A 15,310-nucleotide genomic window follows, 5' to 3' on the forward strand; every position below is an offset into this window, starting at 1 on the left:
TTACCCTACGCAGCGAAGGACGGTTCGACGAATCACTAAACTTGATCCTAGTGATAAATAGAACAGGAATTGTAACATCGGTGTAATCATCAGTATCTGGCTGTAAGGTAAGCTAATTAAGCAACTGATAGCAAAAGCGTTAAACGCCGGTGCAAAGCTCAATAACTGGAGATCCTGCTGGTCCAGTTGTTCAAGCGTCAGTAATGGCTTTGGCTGACAAACTTTCAGGATATAAATGAATAAGCTAATAAAGAGCAACGTGCCGATCACCCCAACTTCCCACAGCAGCATACTCAGGGAAGTCGAGTCGAGAATTAAGTTGTAGATAATATTCAAAAAGCCCGGCGACACCGTACTACCACTGTTAGTGGCATTGAGTCCGTAGCCAAATAACGTTCCTGAAAGCCCCCACAGATCGTTATTTTTCAACCAGAACAGGAACGTCGTAAAGCGCCCTAATTCACCGGTAGACATAATGTAGTTCGGATCAAAGATATAGCTTAAGGAGTCGATAAAAATACTTAACGAGCTTTTCGATGGATCGCCACCGAACGCTGTAGAATAATAGTACGCGAGGATCACAATCGACAGGCTAATAAGCAACAGCATTCCCGCCACAATAACCAACAACGTCTTCAGATTGACCTTACTAACGTCTTTGACGTAGCTCGGTGAAAGCCACACCCACGCCAGGAATATAGGCGATAGCAGGATGACAAACTTCACTTCACCAATGATGCATAACCCGATACCGAGAACAATATGCAGCGCCATGGATTTGAACGTGGTGAGTCCATGCTTATATTCTGAGACTTTTAACAACATAATTAACAGGCAAAACAGGCCCATTGCGGCAGTATTCCCGCCTCCCATTGGGTCACCGCCAAACGTGCCAACCACGGAGTCCCATTTCTCATCTTCGCCGCGCACCGCAACGCGCTGGGGAACAACCAGTAAAACCTGATAAATCATTACCGGAATCTGCGCGTAAAACACCCAATACAGATAGCGCGTTGCGCGGTAAATCTGTGATTCCCTGCAAAAGCCCAGCAGCAAACAGATCATCACCAGCGACAGCGCAATTTCGTTTTTAAATGCCACAATCGCGACTGTGATCCCGCCCTGAATCAGCGTCGATGCTCCAGCCAGCACCAGAAACGAAAAGTACAACGCCAGGACAATCGTCTCCTGGGCATCCAGATGTAAGGAGCCATCACGCGTCTGCATCACCAATAATCCCACCATCAATAAGGTGAGGAAAAAAGGTATCCACAGCACTGACTGCATGCCGGTAAAGTATTGCACCAGGCCACACAGGATCAGCGTGACAAAGGTGTAAACCTGTAAATAGTATCCGGTATTCAGCGTCATAGTATCACCGGCTTGTCTTTCAGGAGATTGGCGCGCTTATTCATTTTCAGATAAATGAAGGCGTAGCGAATAAATGTCAGTGAAGAAAACAAGATGACCGACGTTGCATAATCTTTATAAAAATAGGGCGTCACAACAAAAGCGAAGAGTACAATCGCCAGCTGTTCCAGTTGGATACGCAGAAAATAGCGATGGGAACCAAAAATAAGCTCTATCACCGTCAGAGGGCTTATCGCCAGCGCCGGGAATAAATAGGGCAACATGTAGCGTGACGTCTCAATGGAGTTTATCCAGTCTTCGCTAAAGCCGAGGCGCATCACAATCGGATAGAAAATAAAAACCCCAAGGGTACAGATAACCCCTAGTACCAGCAATAGCATACGTACCTTGGTATACTCCTGATAGTTAAAGGTATTATTTCTGAAGTCGATAGACCATTTGGAAAAAATAGTATTGCGCACCGCATTCCCGATGATCACCACCGGCGCCAGGCAAAAGCGGCTAACCACGGAAAAATAACCCGCCGTCAGCGCCGAGAACCAAAAGTTAATCAGCATAATAGGCAAATTGCTGCTGGCCATCGCCAGCACTTCCGCGCTGCCCACTTTGGTAATGTGATGAATATTCTGTTTGAAAAAATGCCAATTACTGGCGGGTCGCAGATGTCTGGCCGCCACCGAACGAATATCAAACGAATGCAAAATACAGCTTATGGTCAGCACCATCGTCGTACAGGTCCACGACCAATAAAACAGCTGCACATGATGCGTAACCAGAACCGAAAGTAATACCACCACAGAGACAGAAATACGCTGGAAGATCAGAAAACGAAAGTTGGCCGTGCGTAGCGACAGGTTTTCCGAGATTAAAACCCACGCCGTTGCCAGCGTCAGTAAATAGAGAAACAGAATGTTCTGGTGAAACAGCCACGCTGTCAGCACAGCATACGGTAAGGCAATGATCGTGCTTTGTATTAAGCAAAACACGACATTCTGCACCAGTTCGTCATCCTGCTGTTTAGGAATTAACAGCTGTGATGCAAAGGTACACACCTGAGCGCCCACCACGGCGATGCTGTAGTTGAGCGCATAAAGTCCCACTTCAGCCATATCGTACTTGTGTGAAATCAACCAAATAGACAGTGCACCAATCAACTGCGAGATGACTGATGAACCGGCTATTGTGGAAGCGCTCTTCAGTAGACTCATACGCGGCCTGGCGTTGCCATCAGTTGATCGGTACTGAAGTTCAGTGAACGCAGACCCTCTTGTGTCTCAAGATCCTTTTCTTCAACTGCATTGAGCACCGCACCAATCACCACGCCGTTATTTTCCTCGATCTTATCCAGCGCGTTGGCGATTTGTCCCGCGGACCCCGCCCCGGCTTTCACAATGAAAACAACGCCATCGACGGCACGTTTGATCAGTTGAACATCCTGGCTCTGATTCACGGCAGCAACATCAATAATGATGCGCTGATAATGCGATTTCAACTCGCGCATTAAGAGTTCAACATGCTCCGACGACAGCATCAGTAAAGATGAGATGGTGTTCTTGCCGTGTGGAATAAAGTCGAGGTTATCACTGAGTTTGATCCTCGCCTGTTCAAGCTCTGTCTCCCCGCGCAGCAGTTCCGCTAAGCCTGCGGATGTAGCTGACGCCAACTCGGATGTGAGCCCACCAGTGTTAAAGAAATCTGCATCAATAAGCAGTGTTTTCTGGTCGAAACTAAAAGAGTTCGCTAACAGATTCGCCAACAAAGAACGCCCATCGCCGTGCTCCGTCGACGCCACAGCGAGCGTCTGTAAAGGTCGATTATCCAGCATAATCCGGGTACGGATACCGTGCACAATATCGGCATTAAGCGAGTTCTTCATGATCATATCCCGCACCTGTGCGCGCCCTGAGGTTCCGCTAAAACGACGAATTTCACCCAGCGGAACAACATTGAGCCGTTTTTTCATGCGAGTAAGGGTACCGATTGAGTTATCCATTGCCGCTTTGACAATGAAATACATGATGCTGAACACCACCACCAGCATGACCACCATCAGCAACAATAAAGATTTATTCGGTTTCGCCGGTTTTAACGCGGGTACCGCAGGGTCGTATAACACCGCATCGGCATTCACGCCGGACAGCGACAGCTCCTGAGTACGTTGATAAAGCGATTTATACAGGTCTTCCATTTTATCTAACGACAGCTTTTGACTGTTCCAGGCATCCCGTTTTGACGCCATTTTCTGGAAGATCTCTTTCTGCTCAATCACTTGCTGTTGATAGTTTTTTTCGTCCGCCAGCGCCGCCAGATATTGCTGACGTAAACCGACTTTCAGCTCGCCCAATACCCGCCCGGTCTGGCTTTGGATCGACTGAACATCGGCCTCGGCTTTTAAAATAGCGGGATTTTTTGGCCCATAGACTTTACGCTGTTCGGACAACGTTCGTTGCGCCTGAATCAACGCAATGCGCAAATCCTGGATCTGAGCGTGGTTAGAGACCGAAGGCAGCGAGATAACGCTCTCAATGGACTTACCTCCCCCGTTCACCTCGTTATAGACGGATTCAGCGGCAACCCGACGCTGGGTCGCATCGGCCAGGCGATTAGTTACGATACTTAACTGCTCGGTTTCAAAACCATCGATACCGCGGAAGGTCAGCAGCCCGGCATTTTTCAGATAGCTGTCCATCTCGTCTTTTTGCTTAGCTATCGACTTCTGAATCTCTTCCATTTTTTCAAAATTCAGTTCGCGAGCTTTCTCCACCTTCAGACGTTTCTGCTCCACCGTATAGTTGATGAAAGCCTGCGCGACGCCGTTGGCAATATCAGCCGCAACCTGAGGCGAAGTTGATTCATAGGTAATGGAAGCCAGGTTCGTCGTGCGAATACCGATGACATTCAGGTTTTTCGATAACGTTTTCAGCGCTTGCTCCATTCTCAGTTGCCGACTTTCATTGCTATCAGCCCCCTGAGCACCGGCTTTTTCCCCGGTAAACTCCGGGTTTTCATCCAGCTTCATATCACGTACGGCTTGCTCCAGCACAATACGTGAATGCATCAACGCATATTGTGTTTCGTAGTAACCACTGCGTGTTGAATCGAAACCATCAACCTGTGGAAACGGAGAAACGTTATCAGCCTGCGCCTTAATCAGCACCGTCGCCGTTGAAACATACTTTGAGGACATCATGCTGATTAACGGATACGCGACGACCCCGGCAACGATACCGGCCAGCGCGATTTTCCAGGCGTTCTTTTTCAGCTCTTTGGCAAAGCGGGAGAATTCGACACTGCTTTCTCGTTTTTTGCCGTTTTCCACTATTGATAGTTTCATCGTCAGAAGAACCCCATGCCAATAATCACGACATCCCCAGGATGAACAGAGTGCGTTAAATCGACATTCTCAAGCAGCTGATTGCTCCCTGACAGGCGAATGTTGATATCTTTTCGGTCAGCACGATCTGTAAATCCACCCGCCTGCGCAATAGATTTCTCGACGGTAAGCCCTGGCTCATAAGCGAAGCCATTTGGACTTTTTACCTCACCTGAAACATAGTATTTGCGGAACTCGGCAATACTCACCGTCACCATTGGAGATGTAAAATAATCTCCGGTCAGGCGTTGAGTTAATTCTTTAGTCACTTGATCAACGGTTTTATCTTGTAATTTAAGAGCACCAACAAAGGGGAAATTAATTTCCCCGCTCTTATCCAAAATAAACCGCATCGTCATATCGGGTTGACCATGAACAGCGATATTGACCGTATCCCCCGCCCCAAGCCGGTAATCCTGCTGAACAGTAGCAGGATCGTCCATTAATCGCGGGCTGGACGCTGTGCATCCGACCAACAGGATACTGAATAGCAAAACCGCGCACAGTTCTATTATTTTCATTTTAGATCTGAACCTTAGCTTTAAGCATAATCATAGAATTATCATAACCCAACGTTCTAATGACTTCCTGATTGTCGTTGGGACCGATATAAAACGAGTCAGTATCCTTATTCGAATTTAATGTATCTATCTGATATTTAATCTCAAAATTAACCGACGGCGTGTAGTCATAGCTCATGGTGACGCTAAACACGCCATCTTTATCATGCCGATCCTTGTTCTGTTTTTTATAGTCTTCCGAAGTGAATGAGTAGTCCAATAAAGTAGAAAAACGAGTACCTAACCAGAAATGCTGGTAAGAAAGGCCATACTGGGTCACTAAAATATATCCCCCAACTTCCGATGGGTCTTTAATGCTTTGCGCAGAGTGGGCCGTGAAAACAGACTGCTGTAACGGCTTCCACTCCGCTTTTATGTCCCAGTTTAGACCATTAAAATCATGCGAGTTTGCGTTGTTTTCAAATGTTTTATACAACCATGAAATATTCATGTCGACATTGGTTTTCCCCGTCAACTGCGACTTCAGGCCATACAGCAAATAATACTCATTAGTGTCTTTTTCTGAGTTGTTATCATAACGACGCTGGTTAGTAATAAAGCTATAGCGAAATCGCGTTCTGGATGAGTATTGGTCAAAAACTTCCGCTATCAGGCTATTTTCATGCCATTCCTGTTCCTGAATATAATTGTAGAAGTCCTCACTGCTGTCCCGAACATCAGAGGTGTTACCGAAAGTCAGTTTTTTGTATAACAACGCCAGTTCCGCTTTGCCGCGACCATCAGGCGCACCGTAGCTGTAGCGTAATTCACTATTGATAAATTTCGTCGTCAGCGGAGATTTAATCCCATACTGCTCGAACTGACTCGGTAGAAAACCCTCGGTGATGTCACGACCGCGGGATTCATGCCCAAGCGAATCCTCCAGATTGAGGGTTAAGCCATGCTTGAGTCCATAACGCCAGGCACCGTTAAAACGGAAAAAATGATCGTTGTAGTTATCAGCAGAATCGCTTGAGTAGTTACGATAATCCCCAGAGTACATCAGCAAATACTTATCCTGACCACGCTCTCCAATCATACTCAGAACGGGCGCCGCACTCTGAAACGAGGAACCGATAGCATCGCTGCTATGTGGCTGATAAGACACGTTATCATTATAACCATAGTCCACAGCGACCTTGCCCTGGAAGTCTATCCCCGCAAAGCCAATGTGTGATTTCGGTGTTAAATCAGCCCATGCGGACTGCGATATCACGATTCCGGTAATAACGAGTAATTTAGTATGCATTCTTACCGACAAATCCTTTGAAAATAGTTTTAATAATAATTTTTATATCCAGCCATAACGACCAGTTTTGAATGTACTCAATATCGTACTGAACCCTTTTTTCCATCTTATAAAGCGCATCGATCTCCCCGCGGAATCCGTTGATCTGCGCAAGCCCAGTGATCCCTGGCTTAACTTTATGGCGAATCATGTAATTTTCGACCTGTTTGCGGTACTGCTCATTATGCGTAACCGCATGAGGTCTGGGACCGACAATCGACATACTTCCCTGTAAAACGTTAATAAATTGAGGAAGTTCATCCAGCGAAGTGCGGCGCAAAAAGCTCCCGAATTTGGTTACCCGCGGATCGTTTTTAGTGGCCTGAATAACCGTATCGGAATTCTCCATGACGCGCATAGAACGAAACTTCCAGACCTTAATTTTTTGCCCACTCAAGCCATAGCGGTCCTGTTTGAAAAAAACCGGCCCACGGGACGTGAGTTTGATACCAATGGCAATCGCCAGCATCAGGGAGGAAATCATCACCATAATGATGCTGCCAAGAACCAAATCTTCCGCCCGCTTAATAAACGAGCCCGCCCCTTCGAACGGTGAACTAAAGATACCGATAGTTTGCAGATTGTGGATGGAGCGTAACTTGGACATGTTGTTACTGTAGGTATAAAAGTCAGGGACAATATAGGTATCTACGGTGGTGTCTGACATCATGGCCAAAAAGTGACGAATGCGATGTAAAGCAACCATCGGTAAAGCAATATAGATTTCGTCTATGTTTCCCTTCTTGGCTTCCTCGACCAGATTGATCACCGGACCACGAAAGGGGCTTTTAACCTTATCAACGACATCGCCACAGCGAGATAAGGCGCGCTCATCATAAAAGACCAGATCTAATGTGATATTGGCGTATTCATTCATTAGCGCGGTTTCTGCGGCCAGACCATTGTCGGTCAGACCAATAATCGCCACACGGATACTCTTTTTCGTTGAATACTTAAAAATAAAAAAACGAATGTAGTAAAGAAAAGGTAATGGAATGAAGTACCAGTAAATAATGGCTGAATAAAAAGGGGAAGGCAGTCTGTCTAAGTAGCCCAGTGACTCAGGTTCAGCCACCGTCATACTGACCAGTTCGTTAAAAAAAATCGCCAGCAGCGTACAAAAAACCAAGCGCTTTTGATTACGTAAACCGATCGTCTTAATCTTTTGCTGGTACATTTTAATGTATTCAGCAAACAGCAAGAAAAAGATTGAGAAGAGAAGACTCAAAATGGCAATGGTGTTAAAGGGCACCAAACCCAGCAGATGGGCGCTAAAAATTAACGTCACATTGATAACAATGAAATCGACCAGTTTTAAAAAGACTGGATATCCTTGGCTGCTAATCTTTAGCGATTTTTTAAGCATATCTCAGCCCATTATTTATTGATCTTTAATTGTTTTTTTCTCATTTCATGTTGCTAATTATATCACAAGTCTAAAAAACGCAATGGTACATTGTCAGTAAATGTAAAAAATAATACTCATTACTGTGACAATACTCCCCAGTGAAATCGTATCTATATGATTTTAATGCAGATGATATCAATAGAAGTTTTATCTACCTCAGCAAAAAAGATAACCTTTAACAACATTTTCGCTATTGACAGATAACATCCCATGGTCTATGAAAAAGTGTTTTATGTATGATAAATTGCACAAAAGTATTGTTTTAGTGACGTTGAATCACCTTAGAGATGCTGTTTAATACAGTAATTAAAATAAAAACAGCTGCCTTAAGACAACATTTCAAATGATATTAATAATACAATTAATTACTTTTTATTATAATTAAACAACAAATATCATCACCATGAATACCTCATACGGTAACGCTTAAAAAGCGTACCTGAACCCTCAGCCCACCTAATGTCTCACTACGCGTTAGCTGAGGATGCGTGCGATGCAGGCGAGCAATATCATTGACCAGCGCCAGGCCGATCCCGGCGCCTGGGACATTGCCTACGTTATCAAGACGATGAAACGGTAGCAGAGCCTGATGAACCATCTGCTCATCTATGCCCGGTCCGCTATCTTCGACCACCAGCACCACGGCCTCTCCTTCTCGTTGCAGTCGGGCGGTCACCATCCCCTGTGACGGCGTGTATTTCAGTGCGTTATCCAGCAGATTCCCACACAGTTCACCGAGCAGCACTTCATCTCCCTCGACCCACACCGCGTCCTGTTCCCCTTCATAGCCCAGATCGATCCCTTTACTACGCGACTGCGCCAGTCGGGTAAAACAGCTGGTTTGCACCACCTCATACAGATTAACCGGCGAGAAATGCCTTTCCCCCTGCTCCTTGCGCTTCACCGCAGACAACTGCAACAGCCTCTCCGTCAGTTGAATGGTATTATCGAGCGTGCTACTCATGGCTTGTAAACTCTCATACCATTGCCGCGGTTCGGTGCTGGCGAGAGCCACCGATGCCTGAGTTTTCAGTACCGCCAACGGCGTTTTGAGCTGATGGGAAGCATCCGCGCTGAAGCGCTCCTGACGAGAGATCAGACCGCGAAGTCGGTCCAGATAACGGTTGAAAGCCACAATCAGCAGACGGGTTTCCGACCATGGCAGCAGTTCCGGCAGCGGTGTCAGCAAGCCTGGCTCACGACGCACCATCAGCGATGAAAGCTGGCGCATCGGGCGTAGCACCCGGCGCAGCAGCCAGCCAACCAGCACCAGAGTCAGTAGCACCAGCAGCCCTTGCGAAACCCACGAGGAAAACAGCAGCTGTCGCGCCAGATAACGCCGCGATTGCAGCGTTTCGGCAACATAAATCTCCGCCATGCCGACAATGCCGCCTTCGTTGACGGGCTGCAGAAGACGTGCCACGCGGATTGCCTCACCGCGATATTCAGTGTGATAAAACCATGCCAGCGCCGGATAAAGCCGCGTGCGCGAGGTAGCTGGCGGCATCGCCGGTAAATCGTCATAACCAGAGATAACCTTCCCCGCCGGATCAACCACTTTGTAGTACAGTCGGTCATTCATATTCAATTCAAAGCTGTCCAGCACCACCCATGGCACGTTCACTTCCAGCTGTTTATTGCGCACCACCAGCCGCTCGGAAACGGTCCTGGCGGATGAAAGGAGCGTGCGGTCATACGCCTGGGTCGCCGCCTGTAGCGCACTGACATAGCTGTTAAATGCCGACAGCCCCCACAGCAACATTAGCGGCAAGCCCAGAAACATCAGCAGTTGCAGGTACAACGATTGGGGTTTAACCCACTTCATCGCTACGCTCCAGCACATAGCCCAGACCGCGCAGCGTAGCAATACGCACATCGCTTCCCTGTAGCTTTTTGCGCAAACGATGGATATACAGCTCAATGCTTTCGGGACTAACCTCATCACTCAGGCTGAAGACCTGCTCAAACAACTGCTGACGTGAAACCGGCCGCAACCGACGGTACATCAGCACCGTCAACAGCGCCTGTTCACGTGGCGTGAGCGCCAACGGCTGCCCCTGCAACAGAAAATAGCCTTCATCGTGAAACGCCAGCTCCCCCAGTTGCTGTATGCCTTGCACCTGTCCCGCACTGCGACGCAGCAAGGCCCGCAGCCGGGCATCCAGTTCCTCGATTTCAAACGGCTTTGCCAGATAATCATCGGCTCCGACGTTCAACCCTTTCACCCTATCGGCCACCGCGCTACGCGCCGTCAGCAGCAGGACAGGAAGCGTCTGCCCGCGTTTGCGCAGCCGCTGAACGACTTCCAGACCATCCAGCCCCGGCATATTGATGTCCAGCACCGCCAGCGCATACGTTTCGCTATGTAAAAGATGGTCGGCTGCCAGGCCATCAAACACGCAGTCAACGGCAAAACCGTTTTGCACCAGCGCTTTCTCCAGCCAGTGAGCTAACTCACGGTTATCTTCCGCTAATAAGAGACGCATATCACATCCTGTAAAGTTTCTGCCGCATTGAAAGGGAATTGAAAGGTTAATGTTTTAACAATCACGCAACCGAACTGCTACACATCGGCTCACATAATCACAAAAATCTTCTTCCGTACCCGAAAATCCGGTTTTCCGGCGTGAGGATAAACAATGAAAAAACAGTTACTTCGTACCCTTACTGCAAGCATTTTATTGATGAGTACCTCTGTACTGGCGGAACAAGCGCCATCGCGCACTGAATGTATCGCCCCTGCTAAACCCGGCGGCGGTTTCGATCTCACCTGTAAGTTGATTCAGGTGAGCATGATGGAAACCGGCGCTATCGAAAAACCGATGCGCGTCACCTACATGCCCGGTGGCGTTGGTGCCGTGGCCTATAACGCGATCGTCGCTCAACGCCCGGCTGAAGCGGGAACCGTAGTGGCCTTCTCCGGCGGCTCACTGCTGAACCTGTCACAGGGCAAGTTTGGTCGCTACGGCGTGGATGATGTCCGCTGGCTGGCAAGTGTGGGTACCGACTACGGCATGATTGCCGTGCGCCAGGACTCACCGTGGAAAACGCTGAAAGATCTGCTGACGGCAATGGAAAAAGACCCTAACAGCGTGGTCATTGGTGCAGGTGCCTCTATCGGTAGCCAGGACTGGATGAAGTCGGCGCTGCTGGCGCAAAAAGCCAATGTCGATCCACACAAGATGCGCTATGTGGCCTTTGAAGGCGGTGGCGAGCCGGTTACCGCACTGATGGGCAATCACGTGCAGGTGGTTTCCGGCGATCTCAGTGAGATGGTGCCTTACCTCAGCGGCGACAAAATCCGCGTGCTCGCGGTGTTCTCTGATGAACGCCTGCCGGGACAGTTAGCCAACGTGCCAACCGCCAAAGAGCAGGGTTATGACCTCGTGTGGCCTATCATTCGTGGCTTCTACGTTGGGCCAAAAGTCAGCGACGCCGAGTATCAGTGGTGGGTTGATGCCTTTAACAAACTCCAGCAGACCGATGAGTTTAAAAAGCAGCGCGATCTGCGCGGCCTGTTTGAATTCAACATGAGTGGCAAACAGCTCGACGACTACGTGAAAAAGCAGGTCACGGATTATCGTGAGCAGGCGAAAGCCTTCGGTCTGGCGAAGTAAACGCAGAGGCAAAGATGATGAGCGATCGTATTTTCGCAGGTATCTGGCTGTTGCTCTGCATAGCCGGGCTGTTCGTGGCCTGGCAAATCAGCAGCGAATACAGCTATGAACCCGTAGGGCCGCGTCCCTTCCCGCTTGGCATTATCGGTCTGATGTTGGTCTGTGCCGTGGCGCTGCTGTTGCGCCATCCGGACACCATCAGTTGGCCCCGTCGCCACGTGCTGCAAAAGCTGCTGACGATGGTCATTGTTCTGTTGATGTACGCCTGGGGTTTTGAGTGGCTCGGTTTTCCCATCGCCACCGCCATTCTCACCGTGGTGATTGGCATGCTGTTCGGTGCAACCATCCCGGCTGCGGGTATTTCCGGCGCGGTGCTCGGCATTCTGCTGTGGTATGCCTTTGACCGACTGCTTGACGTCACCTTACCACTCGGCGCCTGGCTGGGTTAACGGAGAAACGATGGATACCTGGATTTATCTTTCTCAGGGTTTCGCGGTGGCAATGACACCGGAAAACCTGGTCATCGCCTTGATAGGCTGTTTTGTCGGCACCATTGTGGGTTTGCTGCCCGGCCTTGGGCCGATCAACGGCGTGGCGATCCTGCTGCCGCTGGCCTTTGCTTTGCATCTGCCCGCAGAATCCGCGCTGATCCTGCTGGCTACAGTCTACATAGGCTGTGAATATGGCGGGCGCATCTCCTCCATCCTGTTGAATGTTCCCGGCGATGCGGCGGCGATTATGACCGCGCTGGATGGTTACCCGATGGCGCAGCAAGGACGTGGTGGCGTGGCGCTCTCTATCTCGGCGGTCAGCTCTTTCTTTGGTTCGCTTATCGCCATCGGCGGCATCATTCTGTTTGCCCCGGCGTTAGCCCAATGGTCGCTGGCTTTCGGTCCAGCGGAATACTTTGCCTTAATGGTTTTCGCCATTGCCTGTCTCGGCAGCATGATGGCGCAAAATCCGCTGAAATCATTTCTGGCAGCGCTTATCGGTCTCGGACTTGCGACCGTCGGCGTAGACGCCAACACCGGGGTTTATCGCTTTACTTTTGACAGTGTCCATCTCTCTGACGGTGTGCAGTTTATCGTGGTGGTGATTGGGCTGTTCTCTGTCTCTGAAATATTGTTAATGCTGGAACATACCAGCAGTGGCCAGACGCTGGTGCGTAAAACGGGCCGCATGTTGTTCAACGCCAAAGAAGGCGCACAGTGCGTAGGGGCCACCCTGCGTTCATCAGTGATTGGCTTTTTCGTCGGCGTTCTGCCTGGCGCTGGCGCCACCATTGCCAGTGCCATCACCTACATGACCGAGAAAAAGCTCAGCGGCAACAGCGACAGCTTTGGCAAGGGGGATATTCGCGGCGTTGCGGCGCCAGAAGCCGCCAACAACGCCTCGGCCTGCGGCTCTTTTATTCCGATGCTGACGCTCGGCGTGCCGGGCTCCGGTACCACGGCGGTGATGATGGGCGCGCTAACGCTGTACAACATCACCCCGGGTCCAGCCATGTTTACCGAGCAGCCGGATATCGTTTGGGGGCTGATTGCAGCGCTGCTGATTGCTAACGTAATGCTGCTGGTGATGAACATTCCACTGATCGGTCTGTTTACCCGCATGCTGACCATCCCGCTGTGGTTTTTGGTACCGGCTATCGCGGCAGTTTCCGCGGTTGGCGTGTACGCCGTTCACAGCACCACCTTCGATTTGGTATTGATGGTCGCCCTCGGCGTGCTGGGCTACATCCTGCGTAAAATGCACTTCCCAATGTCGCCATTGATTCTGGGCTTCGTTCTCGGGGAAATGCTGGAGCAGAACCTGCGCCGGGCGTTGTCTATCAGTAACGGCAGTATGGATATTCTGTGGGCCAGCGGCGTGGCGAAAGTGCTGCTGGTGATGGCGGTACTGGTTATCGTGGTCCCGCCGGTGCTGCGCATGATCCGTAAACGCAACAGCAAACCGCAGGTGGATATCGGCTAACAAATTGCCGGATGGCGGCGCTATTGCGCCCTATCCGGCCTACAATTTGGCTCGGTTGTAGGCCGGATAAGCGCAACGCCATCCGGCATTTTTATTTTCCGCGCAGCCCCTGCGTTCCTTCCAGCACATGTTCAACAAACCGTGTCAGCTTAGGCAACGGACGCAAATCCTGTCGCCACAGCAAATGAATTGGCCGCGGCTGCGGCGTAAACCCTTCCAGGATCCGAATCAATTTCCCCGTAGCCAGTTCTTGCGCCAGCAGCACCTCAGGTTGCAATAACAGCCCAGCCCCCGCTACCGCTGCCATACGCAGGCCATGACCATCGTTACAGCGCAGGATCGCATCGCGCTTCCATCTGACCTCCCCCGTCACGCCAGGCAGTATCCACTCGTTGCGAGCCGTCCACACGGTATGGGACAGGCACAGATGATCCACCAGATCCACGGGTGTCCGGGGGGTGCCATGACGGGCAAGATAATCTGGCGAAGCACAAATTGCCATACGGTAGGGACACAGGTATTTCGCCACCACGTCTGTCTGATGGATATCGCCAATGCGGATCGCCAGATCGACACCTTCATTCACCAGATCAACCATCCGGTTGGTGAGATCCAGTTCAATGCGCACCTCTGGCCAGGTCTGTAAAAACGCAGCGGCCAGCGGCGAGATCACGCAAGCGCCAAAAGAAGTGGGCGCGCTAATGCGCAGCGTCCCCGCAGGTGCCAGCCGCAGACGCTCTACCGAACGTTCGGCTATCGATACCTGCTCCAGCACACGACGGGCTTCTTCAAAATAGACGCGTCCGGCATCGGTCAGACTCTGGCGGCGCGTATTGCGCTCCAGCAAACGCGTGCCGAGCTGCGCTTCCAGTTGGGTGATATATTTTCCCACCATCACCGCAGACATCTCGAGCCTCGTCGCCGCAGAAGTAAAGCTCCCACTCTCCACCACGGCGACAAACGTTTCCATGCCGCGCAGTTTATCCATATTACAAACCCCTGGTTAGTAATCATCTAACTTTTAGCCAGTTTATCTGATTTCATTTTCATTAAAGAATAGCGGCTCACACTATTGCGGAGGTGGTTATGAAAATCGTCATTATTGGTGCCAGTGGTACAGTGGGTCGCGCAGTTACGCAAGCATTGAGCCGTAAACATGAGGTGGTCCGCGTGGGTCGCACTCAGGGTGATTACCAGGTCGATATCACCTCGCAGGAGAGTGTCGAGGCCTTGTTTGAAAAAGTCGGTCGGGTAGATGCGATCGTTTCCGCCACCGGTAATCTGTTCTTTGGACCGCTGTCGACCATGACCGACCAGGACTTTAATCAGGGGCTTCAGGATAAGCTATTAGGCCAGATACGACTGGCATTAACCGGGCAGCATTTCCTGAATGATGGCGGCTCGATAACGTTAATTAGCGGCATTATCGCCCACGAGCCCATCGCCCAGGGGACAAACGCCGCAACGATCAATGCCGGGCTGGAAGGGTTTGTTCGCGCCGCGGCCTGTGAACTAGGCCATGGTCAACGCATTAACCTGATAAGTCCGACCGTGCTGAGTGAGTCCGCCGAAGCTTACGACAGTTTCTTCCCGGGCTTTGAAAGCGTGCCCGCCACCACCGTCGCCAACGCCTACCGCCGCAGTGTGGAAGGCATCCAAACCGGGCGTATTTATAAAGTCGGTTACTGACTTTGCCGCTGCCGTTGACACATCACCAAC

13 protein-coding genes are annotated in these 15,310 nt (G+C 50.2%); 4 read left to right on the forward strand and 9 right to left on the reverse strand.

From position 1 onward, the window contains the following. From OGY68_RS14425 to tctD, 8 genes are all read right to left on the reverse strand, one after another. Positions 1–1,371 carry a hypothetical protein gene (locus tag OGY68_RS14425; protein WP_008785587.1) on the reverse strand — a complete coding sequence of 457 codons (1,371 nt, stop codon included), beginning with the start codon at positions 1,369–1,371 and terminating at the stop codon, positions 1–3. After that, the gene (locus OGY68_RS14430) at positions 1,368–2,579 is read right to left on the reverse strand and encodes a lipopolysaccharide biosynthesis protein (RefSeq protein ID WP_057067651.1); all 1,212 of its coding nucleotides are present in this window, start codon (positions 2,577–2,579) and stop codon (positions 1,368–1,370) included. The genes OGY68_RS14425 and OGY68_RS14430 overlap by 4 nt, the downstream gene beginning before the upstream one ends. After that, complete coding sequence (locus OGY68_RS14435) at positions 2,576–4,705, reverse strand: GumC family protein (RefSeq protein ID WP_057067652.1); 2,130 nt, start codon at positions 4,703–4,705, stop codon at positions 2,576–2,578. The genes OGY68_RS14430 and OGY68_RS14435 overlap by 4 nt, the downstream gene beginning before the upstream one ends. A 2-nt stretch (positions 4,706–4,707) precedes the next feature. Next, entirely contained in the window at positions 4,708–5,265 is a 558-nt protein-coding gene (locus OGY68_RS14440; RefSeq protein WP_003826038.1) for a polysaccharide biosynthesis/export family protein, read from the reverse strand. A gap of 1 nt (position 5,266) precedes the next feature. Further along, positions 5,267–6,553 carry an outer membrane beta-barrel protein gene (locus OGY68_RS14445; RefSeq protein WP_057067653.1) on the reverse strand — a complete coding sequence of 429 codons (1,287 nt, stop codon included), beginning with the start codon at positions 6,551–6,553 and terminating at the stop codon, positions 5,267–5,269. After that, positions 6,543–7,958 (reverse strand): undecaprenyl-phosphate glucose phosphotransferase, encoded by a 1,416-nt coding sequence (locus tag OGY68_RS14450; RefSeq protein ID WP_286617146.1) that lies wholly within the window; start codon positions 7,956–7,958, stop codon positions 6,543–6,545. The genes OGY68_RS14445 and OGY68_RS14450 overlap by 11 nt, the downstream gene beginning before the upstream one ends. Positions 7,959–8,412: 454 nt before the next feature. Continuing rightward, positions 8,413–9,825, reverse strand: coding sequence for a sensor histidine kinase (locus OGY68_RS14455; RefSeq protein WP_057067654.1), 1,413 nt, complete (start codon positions 9,823–9,825; stop codon positions 8,413–8,415). Beyond that, entirely contained in the window at positions 9,812–10,486 is a 675-nt protein-coding gene (tctD, locus tag OGY68_RS14460) for a transcriptional regulator TctD (RefSeq protein ID WP_003826032.1), read from the reverse strand. Before tctD ends, OGY68_RS14455 begins: the two co-directional genes overlap by 14 nt. A gap of 153 nt (positions 10,487–10,639) precedes the next feature. Here tctD and OGY68_RS14465 point away from each other — a divergent pair, with 153 nt between their 5' ends. Genes OGY68_RS14465 through OGY68_RS14475 form a run of 3 tightly spaced genes read left to right on the forward strand, consistent with a single transcriptional unit; the run spans position 10,640 to position 13,591 of the window. Next, positions 10,640–11,617 carry a Bug family tripartite tricarboxylate transporter substrate binding protein gene (locus OGY68_RS14465; RefSeq protein WP_003826029.1) on the forward strand — a complete coding sequence of 326 codons (978 nt, stop codon included), beginning with the start codon at positions 10,640–10,642 and terminating at the stop codon, positions 11,615–11,617. A 14-nt stretch (positions 11,618–11,631) separates the two neighbouring features. Beyond that, positions 11,632–12,066: a tripartite tricarboxylate transporter TctB family protein gene (locus tag OGY68_RS14470; protein WP_100247225.1), complete on the forward strand. Its 435-nt coding sequence runs from the start codon at positions 11,632–11,634 to the stop codon at positions 12,064–12,066. 10 nt (positions 12,067–12,076) lie between these two features. Beyond that, on the forward strand, positions 12,077–13,591 hold the full coding sequence (locus OGY68_RS14475) for a tripartite tricarboxylate transporter permease (protein WP_003826025.1): 1,515 nt from the start codon (positions 12,077–12,079) through the stop codon (positions 13,589–13,591). Positions 13,592–13,682: 91 nt separating this feature from the next. Here the strand turns inward: OGY68_RS14475 and OGY68_RS14480 are convergent, their stop codons facing one another. After that, a complete protein-coding gene (locus OGY68_RS14480) occupies positions 13,683–14,579 on the reverse strand; it encodes a LysR substrate-binding domain-containing protein (protein ID WP_048215709.1) in 897 nt (298 codons plus the stop codon). A 98-nt stretch (positions 14,580–14,677) separates the two neighbouring features. On the opposite strand from OGY68_RS14480, the gene OGY68_RS14485 reads away from it, so the two are divergent. Continuing rightward, positions 14,678–15,280, forward strand: coding sequence for a short chain dehydrogenase (locus OGY68_RS14485; protein WP_008785596.1), 603 nt, complete (start codon positions 14,678–14,680; stop codon positions 15,278–15,280). Positions 15,281–15,310 lie beyond the last annotated feature (30 nt).

The organism is Citrobacter sp. Cpo065 (assembly GCF_030332805.1).
In the GTDB taxonomy this organism is placed as follows: Bacteria; Pseudomonadota; Gammaproteobacteria; order Enterobacterales; family Enterobacteriaceae; genus Citrobacter; species Citrobacter portucalensis.

Bases quoted from the DNA above. Each gene is read 5' to 3' on its own strand.
- OGY68_RS14480 (WP_048215709.1), bottom strand. From the start codon at position 14,579: ATGGATAAACTGCGCGGCATGGAAACGTTTGTCGCCGTGGTGGAGAGT.
- OGY68_RS14425 (WP_008785587.1), bottom strand. From the start codon at position 1,371: ATGACGCTGAATACCGGATACTATTTACAGGTTTACACCTTTGTCACG.
- OGY68_RS14430 (WP_057067651.1), bottom strand. From the start codon at position 2,579: ATGAGTCTACTGAAGAGCGCTTCCACAATAGCCGGTTCATCAGTCATC.
- tctD (WP_003826032.1), bottom strand. From the start codon at position 10,486: ATGCGTCTCTTATTAGCGGAAGATAACCGTGAGTTAGCTCACTGGCTG.
- OGY68_RS14440 (WP_003826038.1), bottom strand. From the start codon at position 5,265: ATGAAAATAATAGAACTGTGCGCGGTTTTGCTATTCAGTATCCTGTTG.
- OGY68_RS14485 (WP_008785596.1), top strand. From the start codon at position 14,678: ATGAAAATCGTCATTATTGGTGCCAGTGGTACAGTGGGTCGCGCAGTT.
- OGY68_RS14450 (WP_286617146.1), bottom strand. From the start codon at position 7,958: ATGCTTAAAAAATCGCTAAAGATTAGCAGCCAAGGATATCCAGTCTTT.
- OGY68_RS14470 (WP_100247225.1), top strand. From the start codon at position 11,632: ATGATGAGCGATCGTATTTTCGCAGGTATCTGGCTGTTGCTCTGCATA.
- OGY68_RS14475 (WP_003826025.1), top strand. From the start codon at position 12,077: ATGGATACCTGGATTTATCTTTCTCAGGGTTTCGCGGTGGCAATGACA.
- OGY68_RS14435 (WP_057067652.1), bottom strand. From the start codon at position 4,705: ATGAAACTATCAATAGTGGAAAACGGCAAAAAACGAGAAAGCAGTGTC.
- OGY68_RS14445 (WP_057067653.1), bottom strand. From the start codon at position 6,553: ATGCATACTAAATTACTCGTTATTACCGGAATCGTGATATCGCAGTCC.
- OGY68_RS14465 (WP_003826029.1), top strand. From the start codon at position 10,640: ATGAAAAAACAGTTACTTCGTACCCTTACTGCAAGCATTTTATTGATG.
- OGY68_RS14455 (WP_057067654.1), bottom strand. From the start codon at position 9,825: ATGAAGTGGGTTAAACCCCAATCGTTGTACCTGCAACTGCTGATGTTT.